Annotated in this window: 13 protein-coding genes; 6 read left to right on the forward strand and 7 right to left on the reverse strand. The window is 63.0% G+C overall.

Annotated features, from left to right (window positions below; all coding sequences use genetic code 11):
- Positions 1-8 precede the first annotated feature (8 nt).
- The 5 genes from ruvX to AA309_RS20355 form a co-directional block, all read right to left on the reverse strand.
- A complete protein-coding gene (ruvX, locus tag AA309_RS20335) occupies positions 9-569 on the reverse strand; it encodes a Holliday junction resolvase RuvX (protein WP_047190843.1) in 561 nt (186 codons plus the stop codon).
- Positions 570-634: 65 nt separating this feature from the next.
- Complete coding sequence (locus AA309_RS20340) at positions 635-1,771, reverse strand: ABC transporter ATP-binding protein (RefSeq protein WP_047190844.1); 1,137 nt, start codon at positions 1,769-1,771, stop codon at positions 635-637.
- A gap of 17 nt (positions 1,772-1,788) precedes the next feature.
- Positions 1,789-2,613 (reverse strand): carbohydrate ABC transporter permease, encoded by an 825-nt coding sequence (locus tag AA309_RS20345; protein WP_047190845.1) that lies wholly within the window; start codon positions 2,611-2,613, stop codon positions 1,789-1,791.
- Complete coding sequence (locus AA309_RS20350; RefSeq protein ID WP_047190880.1) at positions 2,610-3,581, reverse strand: carbohydrate ABC transporter permease; 972 nt, start codon at positions 3,579-3,581, stop codon at positions 2,610-2,612. The genes AA309_RS20345 and AA309_RS20350 overlap by 4 nt, the downstream gene beginning before the upstream one ends.
- Positions 3,582-3,583: 2 nt before the next feature.
- Positions 3,584-4,849 carry an ABC transporter substrate-binding protein gene (locus AA309_RS20355; RefSeq protein ID WP_047190846.1) on the reverse strand — a complete coding sequence of 422 codons (1,266 nt, stop codon included), beginning with the start codon at positions 4,847-4,849 and terminating at the stop codon, positions 3,584-3,586.
- Positions 4,850-4,981: 132 nt separating this feature from the next.
- Between AA309_RS20355 and AA309_RS20360 the strand changes: the two genes are divergently transcribed.
- The 4 genes from AA309_RS20360 to AA309_RS20375 all read left to right on the forward strand — a co-directional run bounded on the left by AA309_RS20360 (position 4,982) and on the right by AA309_RS20375 (position 8,172).
- The gene (locus tag AA309_RS20360) at positions 4,982-5,683 is read left to right on the forward strand and encodes a metal-dependent hydrolase (RefSeq protein WP_047190847.1); all 702 of its coding nucleotides are present in this window, start codon (positions 4,982-4,984) and stop codon (positions 5,681-5,683) included.
- A gap of 259 nt (positions 5,684-5,942) precedes the next feature.
- Complete coding sequence (gene gatC / locus AA309_RS20365; RefSeq protein ID WP_047190848.1) at positions 5,943-6,230, forward strand: Asp-tRNA(Asn)/Glu-tRNA(Gln) amidotransferase subunit GatC; 288 nt, start codon at positions 5,943-5,945, stop codon at positions 6,228-6,230.
- Between the two features lie 122 nt (positions 6,231-6,352).
- Positions 6,353-7,867 (forward strand): Asp-tRNA(Asn)/Glu-tRNA(Gln) amidotransferase subunit GatA, encoded by a 1,515-nt coding sequence (gene gatA, locus AA309_RS20370; protein WP_047190849.1) that lies wholly within the window; start codon positions 6,353-6,355, stop codon positions 7,865-7,867.
- The gene (locus tag AA309_RS20375; RefSeq protein WP_047190881.1) at positions 7,864-8,172 is read left to right on the forward strand and encodes a hypothetical protein; all 309 of its coding nucleotides are present in this window, start codon (positions 7,864-7,866) and stop codon (positions 8,170-8,172) included. The genes gatA and AA309_RS20375 overlap by 4 nt, the downstream gene beginning before the upstream one ends.
- A gap of 131 nt (positions 8,173-8,303) precedes the next feature.
- On the opposite strand, the gene AA309_RS20380 is transcribed toward AA309_RS20375, so the two are convergent.
- Positions 8,304-8,831, reverse strand: a complete 528-nt coding sequence (locus AA309_RS20380) for a hypothetical protein (protein WP_047190850.1) — start codon at positions 8,829-8,831, stop codon at positions 8,304-8,306.
- Between the two features lie 150 nt (positions 8,832-8,981).
- Positions 8,982-9,317, reverse strand: a complete 336-nt coding sequence (locus AA309_RS20385; protein WP_052954881.1) for a hypothetical protein — start codon at positions 9,315-9,317, stop codon at positions 8,982-8,984.
- Positions 9,318-9,655: 338 nt separating this feature from the next.
- Here AA309_RS20385 and gatB point away from each other — a divergent pair, with 338 nt between their 5' ends.
- Both gatB and AA309_RS20395 read left to right on the forward strand, forming a co-directional pair.
- A complete protein-coding gene (gatB, locus tag AA309_RS20390) occupies positions 9,656-11,131 on the forward strand; it encodes an Asp-tRNA(Asn)/Glu-tRNA(Gln) amidotransferase subunit GatB (RefSeq protein ID WP_047190851.1) in 1,476 nt (491 codons plus the stop codon).
- Positions 11,132-11,133: 2 nt separating this feature from the next.
- Positions 11,134-11,637, forward strand: coding sequence for a GNAT family N-acetyltransferase (locus AA309_RS20395; protein ID WP_150117666.1), 504 nt, complete (start codon positions 11,134-11,136; stop codon positions 11,635-11,637).
- Positions 11,638-11,669 lie beyond the last annotated feature (32 nt).

Below are 11,669 nucleotides of genomic sequence, written 5' to 3' on the forward strand. Positions count from 1 at the left end.
ACGAGGCCTCAATCGTCCATGTCGCCGTTTTCGGGAGGCGGATCGAGGCCCAGGCCGGCCCGGTATTCGGCCTCATCATGGGCGGCCTCCGCGTCCGCCGCGATCCGCTCGTAGCGGTCGAGCGCTCCTTGCAGGATGTAGGCGGCGGCCATCTTGTCCACGGCGTCGGCGCGCTTGGCGCGGGAGGCATCCGCGTCGAGGAGGGTGCGGGTCACGACCATGGTGGACATGCGCTCGTCCCAGAACAGCACGGGCAGGGGCAGGAGAGGCTTCAGGTTGCGCACGAACGCGCGGGTCGCCTGCGAGCGGGGGCCCTCGGTGCCATCCATGTTGAGGGGCAGTCCGAAGACGAGACCGCCGACCTCGTAGCGCTCCACCAGTTCCTTGATGCGCTCCACATCGGGGGTGAATTTCACCCGCCTGATGGTCTCGAGCGGAGTCGCGATCCGCTTCTCCACATCGGACAGGGACAAGCCGATGGTCTTGGTGCCGAGATCGACGCCCATGAGGCGCGCGCGGGGGCTCAAAGATTCGATGAAGGCAATCAGCTCGTCATCCTTCGAGGTCATGGGCGGCCTCCTCATGGCACTGTCTCGATGACAGCCAGTATAGAGGAAGTTGGCCGCCGTCGAGATCAGGCGGCGCTGGTCGCCGGAGAGGGCGACCGAGCCATGGGTGTCCCAGTGGGCGCGATGAGAGGCAGAGCCTCGCCCGAGTCCTTGAACAGGTGGCAGGATTCCGGGGCCAGGGAGAGGCTGACCTCCTGCCCGATCCCATGACGCGCATCGCCCGGCTCGCGGATTGTCAGGTGGCGGTCCTTGCCGAAATCCACATAGAGCAGGTGGTTCTCGCCAAGCTCCTCCACCAGCTCGATGCGCCCGGTGAGGGTGCCTTGGGCGGAGACCTTCACATGGTCAGGCCGGATGCCGAGCGTCACGGTCTCGCCCACGCGCACGCCATCCGACGAAACCGGAACGGTGATCATGCCGGCATTGGGCAATTGCACCTGCACGCCGTCTGAGCCGACATGGGAAACGACACAGGTGATGAAGTTCATCTGCGGCGAGCCGAGGAAACCGGCAACGAAGAGATTGGCCGGGCGGTGGTAGAGTTCGAGAGGCGTACCCACCTGCTCGATGCGTCCCGCATTGAGCACAACGATGCGGTCGGCGAGTGTCATCGCCTCCACCTGATCGTGGGTCACGTAGATCATGGTGGCGCGGGTGTCGGTGTGGAGTTTTGCGATTTCGATGCGAGTCTGCACGCGCAGGGCCGCGTCGAGATTGGAGAGCGGCTCGTCGAAGAGAAAAACCTTCGGATCGCGCACGATGGCGCGGCCGATGGCGACGCGCTGGCGCTGGCCGCCGGAGAGCTGGCGTGGTTTGCGGTCGAGAAGGTTCTCGATCTGCAGCATGCGGGCGGCCTCGCGCACCTTGGCGTCGATCTGAGCCTTTGACGATTTCGCCAGCTCCAGGCCAAAGGCCATGTTGTCGTAGACGCTCATATGCGGATAGAGCGCATAGGACTGGAACACCATCGCGATGCCGCGCTTGGCCGGTGCAAGGTCGTTGACGCGCTGGCCGCCGATGAAGAGGTCGCCGGAGGTGATGTCCTCCAAGCCTGCGATGAGGCGCAGCAGGGTGGATTTCCCGCAGCCGGAAGGGCCGACGAAGACGAGGAATTCGCCGTCCTTGACGTCGAGATCCACGCCATGGATCACACGGGCTCGGCCGAAAGATTTGCGAACATTTTTGAGAACAACGTCAGCCATCTGAAAAGTCCTTGAAGTTATCCCTTGACCGCGCCTGCGGTGAGGCCCGCCACGATCTTGCGCTGGAAGATCAGCACCAACGCGATGATCGGCACCGTCACGATGACGGAAGCCGCCATGATCGTGCCCCAGGGCAGCTCGTAGGCCGTTGAGCCGCTCATGAGCGCGATGGCGGGCGGCACGGTGCGCTGCTCGTTGGTCAGGGTGAAGGTGAGGGCGAAGAGGAACTCGTTCCACGAGACGATGAAGGCGAGGAGGCCCGTGGTGACGGCTGCCGGCATCATGAGCGGCAGGAAGACCCTGCGCACCACGATCCAGGGCGTTGCTCCGTCCACGAAAGCGGCCTCCTCGATCTCCTTCGGCAATTCCCGCATGAAGGTGGTGAGCACCCAGATCGTGAAGGGCAGGGTGAGCATGAGGTTGGCGAGGATCAGGCCGGGCAGGGTGTTGTAGAGTCCGAAACTCCGGATCAGCTCGAACATGCCCGACAACACCGCCACCTGCGGGAACATGGAGACCGTAAGAATGGTCATGAGCAGCAGCGATCGGCCTCGGAAGCGGATGCGCCCGAAGGCATAAGCCGCCGTGATGCCTAAGCCGAGCGAGAGCGCCACCACGGAGCCCGCGACAACAACGGAATTGAAGATGTTCGTGCCGAAGGGCTGGCGTTCGAACACGGCGATGTAGTTGGAGAAGTCCAGACGCTCGGGCCGATAGGCCACCTTGAACAGATCCGAGCCCGAGCGAAAGGACGAGATCACCGCGTAGTAGAACGGGAAGATCGAAAACAGGCCGATGGCCACAACCAGCAACCAGAAGCCGATGCGGGTCAGCGCCTTCATCGGGTTTCACCTCCCAGCCGAACCCGGCCCGCGGCCATGGTGATGACGATGAGCAGGGCGATGATGAGGAAGATGAGAGTGGAGGCTGCCGAGCCGAGGCCCACCTCCTGGAAGTCCACGAGCTGCTGGCGTGCAAACACGGACATGGACATGGTGTCCCGCGAATTGGCGGTGAGCACGTAGATCAGGTCGAAGACACGCAGGGCATCGAGCGCGCGGAAGATCACCGCGACGATGAGCGCCGGCTTGATCAGCGGTAGCGTCACTCTGAAGAAGACCCTCACAGGATGCACGCCGTCCACCTTCGCGGCTTCATAGATGTCACCCGGCAGCATCTGCAGGGCAGCAAGAATGAGCAGCGCCATGAAGGGCGTGGTCTTCCACACGTCCACCATGACCACGGTCCAAAGCGCCGTGTCCGGGTTGGCGGTCCAGGTGATCGGCGCGGCAATGAGGCCGAGGCGCAGGAGCATGTCGTTGATCACGCCGAACTGGTCGTGCAGCATCCAGTTCCACATCTTGGCCGAGACCACCGTGGGGATGGCCCAGGGGATGAGAATGACGGCGCGCATGATGCCGCGTCCGGGGAAGGACGCGTTGAGGATCAGTGCGACGATGGTGCCGAGCACGGCCTCGATGGAGACGGAGATCGCCGTGAACCACACCGTGTTCCACACCGAGCGCCACCAGTCCGTATCGGTCAGCAGGCCCAGCCATTCGCCGTCGTAATTGGCGATGTAGTTCTCGAGGCCGATGAATTCGTAATCGTTGAGGCTATTGAGGTTGGCATCCGTGAAGCTGAACCAGATGGTCCGCGCGAGGGGCCAGCCTGCGATGAGCGCCAACACGATCAGCGTCGGCGCGATGAAGATCCACGCCGCCCTGATGCGCGAGCGGGTGAGGGAGGATCGGCCGCCCCGCACGGTTTCTCGCGCAGGGGCGCTCGCCTGGATGGTTGCGCCCGACATGATCATTGCCAGCCGCTGCGCTTGATCCGCTTCAAATCACGATCGAGGCGATTGAGTGCCTGCGCAGGCTCCGCGCGTTTCGAGAGCACCTGGTGCACTGCATTGAAGAACTCGGTCGAGACTTTGTTGTAGTTCTGCCCCGTCACGGTTGCCGGGCGGGCAACAGCATTGGCAAAGACGTCCGCTAGATCGCCGATGAACGGATTCGCCTTGGCGACATCAGCATCGCCGTAGAGTGAAACAAGAGTGGGGTTGAACGAGCCCTGGACCGCGCGGCGCTTCTGCTCCTCCTGACCTGTCAGATACATGACGAGGTCGATCGCGGCATCGGCGTTCTTGGAGTACTTGGAGACGGCGAGCAGTTGGCCGCCGAGCGTACCCGCATGACGCCCGTCTGCACCACCCTTCGGCAGTGGTGCGATGCCGACCTTGTCCTTGATGGTGCTGTCCGCTCCTTGAGCCAGCGCCCAGGCATAGGGCCAGTTGCGCATGAAGGCGGCGTTGCCGGCCTGGAAGACGCCGCGCGCTTCCTCTTCCGTGTAGTTGAGCACGCCTTCCGGCGTGATGGTGCCGACCCAGCCGGCGGCCGTCTTCAAGGCCTCGACGGCTTTCGGGTTCTCAACTGTGACCTCGCCCTTCTCGTCGACGATGGTGCCGCCGTTGTAGGAGGCGATCCATTCGAGAGCGACCGTGGTCAGGCCCTCATAGGCGCGGCCCTGCCAGACATAGCCCCAGAAATCGCCCTTGCCCTCTTTGCGCTCGCCCTCTTGAATCATGCGGGCGGTCTCGGTCAGGTCGGACCAGGTCTGCGGCACGGGGCGCTTGTATTTGTCGAGCAGGTCCTTGCGGTAATAGAGCAGGCCCGCATCGGCGAACCAGGGCATCGCCATGAGCTTGCCGTTCACGCGGCTCGTCTCGACCATCGCAGGCAGATGCTGGCTCACGACGCTCTGGCCGTTCGAGGTCAGGTCCTGCAGGTGATCGGCGAGGATACCGGTCCACACCACGTCGATCTGGAACACGTCGATATCGCCCGCGCCGGCAGCGAGAAGTTGCTGATAGAGAGCGAGGCGCTCGGTGGCGGAGTTGGGCGTCGAGACGATCTTGACCGTATTGCCCGTTTTCTGCGCCCAGGCATCGACCCCCTGCTTGCAGATTTCATATTCCTTGCCGAGCGCGCTGCACGAGATGGAAATCTCGACGGCGGAGACGCTGGCCGAGGTGAGAAGGCCGGCCGCAAGGGTCAGACTGGCGATGACTCGGGACATGGCTATCCTCCAGCAAAGTTCATGTTTATTGCTTAGGTTGACAAGCCTAAGGCCCCTCTCTTTGTTCCTTTGAAACATGGCCGCCAGCCCACCTTGCCCCATCTTCAAGCTCCCTCAAGCGAAGGTGCTCCCATGAAAATCACTTGGTTTGGACATTCTGCCTTTCGGCTCGATTTCGCCGACAAGGCCGTGCTCATCGACCCGTTCTTCACCGGCAACCCAGCTTTCGAGGGTGACAAGGCAAAGATCATCGAGGGCGTGAGCCACGTCCTGCTCACCCACGGCCACGGTGACCATGTGGGCGACACGGTGGAGATCGCGAAGGCGACGGGCGCCAAGGTCGTCACCAATTTCGAGCTCTGCATGTACCTGGCGAAGCAGGGCGTTCAGAACATCGATCCCATGAATACCGGCGGCACGACGGAGCAGGGCGGCTTTACCGTCACCCTAGTGCGGGCGGATCATTCCTCCGGCCTGGTGGAGATGGATGTGAACTTCCCCTTAGGCTCGGCCAACGGCATCGTCGTGAAGGCGCCCGGGGAGCCAACCGTCTACCATATGGGCGATACGGACATTTTCGGCGACATGGGTCTCATCGCCGAAATACACCAGCCGGAAATTGCCATGGTGCCCATCGGCGACCGCTTCACCATGGGCCCGGAGGTCGCGGCACTCGCCGTCCAGCGCTATTTCAGTGGCCTGAAGGCGGTCATTCCCTGCCACTATGCCTCCTTCCCGCCGCTCGTCCCCAATGCGGACCGCTTCGTGGCGGCCCTGGAGGGCAAGGGCATCCAGGTCGTGGTGCCGCACAAGACGGTGGCGGTGCGGGTCTGATCTTCTACCGTCATCACCGGACCTGGTCCGCGGGTCAGGCCCGGCCATCCACGTGTTCTTGCTCTCTCGTTATGGCCGCACTTGGTTTACGGCCATCCACGCCTTAGGAACCACTGTGGTTTGAGGCGTGGATCACCGGGATAAGCCCGGGGATGACGGAGAGAGTGCCGGGGCGGGTTTCCTTTACATCCAACGTTGCGACTTTGGGCGGGCGGGTGCTATAGCCCGCCGATCAGATTTCCAAGGGATATGACCATTCATGTCGGTCGATGAGAAAACGGTCCGCCGCATCGCCCATCTGGCGCGCATTGCCGTGACGGATGAGGAGGTGCCTCACCTCCAGGGCGAGCTCAACGCGATTCTCTCCTTCGTCGAGCAACTCAACGAAGTGAATGTGGATGGCGTGGAGCCCATGACCTCCGTGACGCCCATGACCATGAAGAAGCGCCAGGACGGCGTGACCGATGGCGGCTACCCGGAGAAGATCGTCCAGAACGCCCCCGTCACCGAAGACGACTTCTTCCTGGTGCCGAAGGTGGTTGAATAAGGCGCCAGCCTTTTTCAACCATCCCCGGGCAAGCGAAGCGCGACCCGGGGATCTCCCGCAGAGTAAGGCGTGGATGGCCGGGACGAGCCCGGCCATGACGTCGATTAAAGAGATCCAGTCCCGTGACCGAACTGACCCATCTCACGATTTCTGAGGCTCGTGACGGCCTGAAGGCCAAGACCTTCTCCGCTACCGAGCTCACGCAGGCCCATATCGCCGCCGTCGAGAAGGCGAGGGCGCTGAACGCCTATGTGCTCGAGACGCCCGAGAAGGCGCTCGCCATGGCCAAGGCCTCCGACGAGAAGATCGCCAAGGGCGAAGCCCGCCCGATGGAAGGCATCCCGCTCGGCATCAAGGATCTGTTCTGCACGCAAGGCGTGGTTTCCACCGCCGCCTCCAAGATTCTTGGCAACTTCAACCCGCCCTACGAGTCCACCGTCACCCAGAACCTCTGGAACGACGGCGCCGTGATGCTCGGCAAGCTCAACATGGACGAGTTCGCCATGGGCTCCTCCAACGAGACCAGTGCCTTCGGCCCGGTCGTGTCGCCCTGGCGGCGCGAGGGCTCGAACGTGAGCGCGGGTGCTTCCGGCCAGATCGAGGGTACGCATCTCGTCCCGGGCGGTTCGTCCGGCGGTTCGGCGGCGGCTGTCGCCGCACACCTGTGCCTGGGCGCGACCGCAACCGATACGGGCGGCTCGATCCGCCAGCCTGCGGCCTTCACGGGCACCGTGGGCATCAAGCCGACCTATGGCCGCGTTTCCCGCTGGGGCACGGTCGCCTTCGCCTCGTCTCTCGACCAGGCCGGCCCCATCACCCGCACGGTGCGCGACGCCGCCATCATGCTGCGTTCCATGGCCAGCCCTGACGCCAAGGACACGACCTGTGTCGACCTTCCGGTTCCGGAGTACGAGGCTGCCGTCACACGTGGCGTGAAGGGGCTGAAGATCGGCATTCCGAAGGAATACCGCGTCGATGGCATGTCGCCGGAGATCGAGAAGCTCTGGCGTCAGGGTGCGGAATGGCTGCGTGCCGCCGGCGCCGAGATCGTCGAGGTCTCCCTGCCGCACACCAAGTATGCGCTGCCGGCCTACTACATCGTGGCTCCGGCCGAGGCCTCCTCGAACCTCGCCCGTTATGACGGCGTGCGCTACGGTCTGCGCGAGAACGGCAGGGACATCGTCGATCTCTACGAGAAGACCCGCGCCGCCGGTTTCGGCCGCGAGGTCAAGCGCCGCATCATGATCGGCACCTATGTGCTCTCGGCGGGCTATTACGACGCCTATTACGTGCGCGCCCAGAAGATCCGCACGCTGATCAAGCGCGACTTCGAGGAAGTCTACGCGCAGGGCGTTCATGCGATCCTGACGCCCGCCACGCCGTCCGCCGCCTTCGGCATCGGCGAGAAGGGCTCCGGCGATCCGGTGGAGATGTACCTCAACGACATCTTCACGGTGACCGTCAACATGGCGGGCCTCCCGGGTCTCGCCGTTCCGGCTGGCCTGGACTCGCAAGGGTTACCGCTCGGCCTCCAGCTCATCGGCCGCGCCTTCGATGAAGAGACGCTCTTCGCCGCAGGCCAAGTGATCGAGGATGCTGCTGGCCGCATCAAGCTGCCGCAGCCCTGGTGGGCTTGAACGACGTGGCTCCGACCGTTCCCGTTATCCACCTCTGGGACTGGCTGCCCGCAGCCTTCGATCCGGTCCTGATCATCGTTGCCGTGCTGCTCGGCTGGAAGGCCGATCAGTTCGGCAAGGTGCTCATTGCCGCGATCGCCGCTCTGGGCATCTCGGCTCTGGTGTCCTGGGCACTCAGCAGCATCGGCATTCCCTGGATCGCTCCCATCCGGTCCGATGCGCTGACGCTCTTCCCGGTGCGCGTGGTCGCCGGGTTACTGTGGGCCACCGGGGCCTATGCAGCGAGGCGGGTGGCGCGGCGCTAGCGCATCGTGCGGACCCGAAGGGCCACGTCAGTGAAAAGTAGATCCGGTATTCCGCAGCAACGATGCACTACTTAAGGAAATGAGCATCGGATGGATCCCAAAAGTGGAGTCCACTTTTCTCGTCCGAGGCTCTAGGTTTCTGCAAGTCCTGCGCCGGAACCGGCCGGGTTTCCCAGCGCCGCTGCGATATCTGCGAGCGTCGCCTTTTCGGCGTCGCTCACCGCTACGCCACCGAAGCCGAGGAAGCCGCCTTCCTTGCCCGCTTCCGCGGATTTCCGGGCCACACTCCAAATCCAGGATTTGAATGCTGCTGCCTCATCGGGCGCCTTGGCGTCGAGCAGGCTCGAGATCGCGGTCAATTCCTCGATGGCCTTGCGCTTGATATCGGCGAACTGGCTGCCCTTGAACTGCGCCTGAAAGGAATGACGCACGGCGTCCCGCGTGTCCGCGTTCGAGATATCGTCTGCCACGGCCTTCACGAGAGGGCTCGCCTGTGCGTCCTGCTTGGCCTCCAGGAGTGCCCAGCCGCTCGACATGGATTCCTGCAGCAGGCTCCAGAGACCGCCGGGGTCCGCGGCGGTAATCGCCATGCTGGCCACGACCGGGCTTGCAACGAGACGGGACCATTCCTCGGGGGTGAAGCTCGATTTGCTTGCCATCGCGATGCTCCTGATGCGGTGCCGTGGGGTTCGACAGGCGTAACCGCTCAAGCTTCGGCTTTGTTCCTGGATGGGCAGGCTTCGAGCCAAAAGAAAAGGGCCTGACGTCCGTCAGGCCCTTGTCGATGCAGCGTTACGCTGGACGCGAGATTACTGCTGCGGGGAAGCCGGGGCCGACGGAGAGGCCGGGGCCGGCGAAGCGGGAGCCGGGGTGGCCGGAGTGGCCGGAGCCGTGGACGAACCGCCCGTGGCACCCGTACCGCTCGAGCCGGTGGCCGGCGAAGAGCTTTCGGTCTGCGTGCCGGTGCTGCCGGTCGTGCTGGGCTCGTTGCCACCGTCGTAGAAAAGGAAAGCCAACAGGCCGAGCGCGATAACAAGACCGCCGATTACGTAAGCAAGAGTATTTGAGCCGCGACGGTCCGTATCGTAGACGTTGGTCTCACGATTGTAGACGTTCGGTTCGCGATCCATGGGATCCATAGCCATTTTTAATCTCCTTGACCGTTTTACCTCCCGTTCAACGCCTGATGTTGGATGCGGTTTCATCCCAGCGTGGCAATTATCTTAAACCCCTGTGCATAAATCATAATTAATCTTGGCCTTATGCCGCACTAATCTGAACGCCTGTTCATCTCGAAAGGGGTTGACCCGATTTCGCGTCGCTCTTACTCCGGGAAGGAAATACAAGCGCATCGTGCGGAAAAGTGGACCTGGTTTTCCGCGTCACGCGATGCGCTCGCTAAGGGAAGCAAGCATCGGAGCGATCCCAAAAGTGCACGTCCACTTTTCACGTCCGATGCTTTAGAGATAAAGGCGCACGGCTTATGAACGCTCCGGTCAAACCTAAGAAGCTCATCAAAGGCGCGACAGGCGATTGGGAAATCGTCATTGGTATGGAAATCCATGCCCAGGTGACGAGCCAGGCCAAGCTGTTCTCCGGCGCCTCGACGGCTTTCGGCGGCAATCCGAACAGCCATGTCTCTCTCGTGGATGCGGCCATGCCCGGCATGCTGCCCGTCATCAACGAGGAATGCGTCCGCCAGGCGATCCGCACGGGCCTCGGCCTGAAGGCGCAGATCAACCTGAAGAGCACCTTCGACCGGAAGAACTATTTTTATCCGGATCTGCCGCAGGGCTATCAGATCAGCCAGTACAAGAGCCCCATCGTGGGCGAGGGCGAGGTGATCGTGGACGTGCCGGAGACCGGCGAGACGATCATGGTGCGCATCGAGCGCCTGCACCTCGAGCAGGATGCCGGCAAGTCGATCCACGACCTGCACCCCACCATGAGCTTCGTCGATCTCAACCGTTCTGGCGTGGCGCTCATGGAAATCGTGTCGAAGCCGGACCTGCGCTCGGCGGACGAGGCGCGCGCCTACGTCACCAAGCTGCGCACGATTTTGCGCTATCTCGGCACCTGCGACGGCGACATGGACAAGGGCAATCTTCGTGCCGACGTGAACGTGTCCGTCCGCCGTCCCGGCGAGGAATTCGGCACCCGCTGCGAGATCAAGAACGTCAACTCCATCCGCTTCATCGGCCAGGCGATCGAAGTCGAGGCGCGCCGCCAGATCGCGATCCTGGAAGACGGCGGCGTGATCGAGCAGGAAACCCGTCTCTTCGATCCGGGCAAGGGCGAGACGCGCTCCATGCGTTCGAAGGAAGAGGCGCACGATTACCGCTACTTCCCCGACCCGGACTTGCTGCCGCTCGAATTCGACCAGGCTTACGTGGACGATCTGGCCCAGCACCTGCCGGAACTGCCGGACGCCAAGAAGGCCCGCTTCATGAGCGATTACGGCCTGTCGTCCTACGATGCGGGCGTGCTGGTGGCCGAGCGGGCTTCGGCCGACTTCTTTGAGGAAGTCGCGAAGGGCCGCGACGGCAAGGCCGCCGCGAACTGGATCATCAACGAACTGTTCGGCCGCCTGAACAAGGAAGGCAAGGACATCACGCAATCGCCGGTCTCTGCTCAGCAACTCGGTGCCATCATCGAACTCATCGGCGAGAACGTGATCTCCGGCAAGATCGCCAAGGACCTGTTCGAGATCGTCTTCACGGAGGGCGGCGATCCGCGCGAGATCGTGGAAAAGCGCGGCATGAAGCAGGTGACCGATACGGGCGCCATCGAGAAAGCCATCGACGAGGTCATCGCGGCCAATCCCGATAAGGTCGAGCAGGCCAAGGCCAAGCCCACGCTGCTCGGCTGGTTCGTCGGCCAGGTGATGAAGCAGACCGGCGGCAAGGCCAATCCGCAGGCCGTCAACGAGATCCTGAAGTCCAAGCTCGGGATCGAGTGATCGTGGGCGAGGCGCTGAATGTCGCTGACAACGCTCTTGTCCTGCGCGTCGCGGAAGATCGCGATGCGCAGGATCTCTTCGGGCTTCTGTCTCTCTGCTTCGCCGACTATCCCGGCTGCTTCATCGATCCCCACGACGATCTGAAGGATCTTCGTGCGCCGGGATCGCCGCGACAGAATGATGGCGTTCTATGGGTGATGGAGGACGAGAGCGGACGCATCTGCGCGTGCGTTTCCGTCGATTTTCCCGAAGCCGACGTAGCGGAGCTCCATCGACTTTACGTGCGTCCCGACCAGCGCGGCCGAGGGCTCGGCTCGTCGCTCGTGCGCGCTGTCGAGCGTCACGCTCGCGAGAAGGGTGCGACGCGCATGTTCTTCTGGTCCGACACGCGCTTCACCGATGCGCACCGGCTCTACAAGACATTGGGCTACACGCAGACCGATCGGCGGCGCGATCTCGGCGATATTTCCAACTCGTCGGAATACCGGTTTGAGAAGGATCTCTGAGGCGGTTGCTCGTCAACGTCGCCATGGCTGGG

The organism is Microvirga vignae (assembly GCF_001017175.1).
Lineage (GTDB): Bacteria > Pseudomonadota > Alphaproteobacteria > Rhizobiales > Beijerinckiaceae > Microvirga > Microvirga vignae.

What these genes read in the sequence shown, in the direction of transcription:
- ruvX (WP_047190843.1), bottom strand. Translation starts at nt 569, where the DNA reads ATGACCTCGAAGGATGACGAGCTGATTGCCTTCATCGAATCTTTGAGC.
- AA309_RS20340 (WP_047190844.1), bottom strand. Translation starts at nt 1,771, where the DNA reads ATGGCTGACGTTGTTCTCAAAAATGTTCGCAAATCTTTCGGCCGAGCC.
- AA309_RS20345 (WP_047190845.1), bottom strand. Translation starts at nt 2,613, where the DNA reads ATGAAGGCGCTGACCCGCATCGGCTTCTGGTTGCTGGTTGTGGCCATC.
- AA309_RS20350 (WP_047190880.1), bottom strand. Translation starts at nt 3,581, where the DNA reads ATGTCGGGCGCAACCATCCAGGCGAGCGCCCCTGCGCGAGAAACCGTG.
- AA309_RS20355 (WP_047190846.1), bottom strand. Translation starts at nt 4,849, where the DNA reads ATGTCCCGAGTCATCGCCAGTCTGACCCTTGCGGCCGGCCTTCTCACC.
- AA309_RS20360 (WP_047190847.1), top strand. Translation starts at nt 4,982, where the DNA reads ATGAAAATCACTTGGTTTGGACATTCTGCCTTTCGGCTCGATTTCGCC.
- gatC (WP_047190848.1), top strand. Translation starts at nt 5,943, where the DNA reads ATGTCGGTCGATGAGAAAACGGTCCGCCGCATCGCCCATCTGGCGCGC.
- AA309_RS20380 (WP_047190850.1), bottom strand. Translation starts at nt 8,831, where the DNA reads ATGGCAAGCAAATCGAGCTTCACCCCCGAGGAATGGTCCCGTCTCGTT.
- AA309_RS20385 (WP_052954881.1), bottom strand. Translation starts at nt 9,317, where the DNA reads ATGGCTATGGATCCCATGGATCGCGAACCGAACGTCTACAATCGTGAG.
- gatB (WP_047190851.1), top strand. Translation starts at nt 9,656, where the DNA reads ATGAACGCTCCGGTCAAACCTAAGAAGCTCATCAAAGGCGCGACAGGC.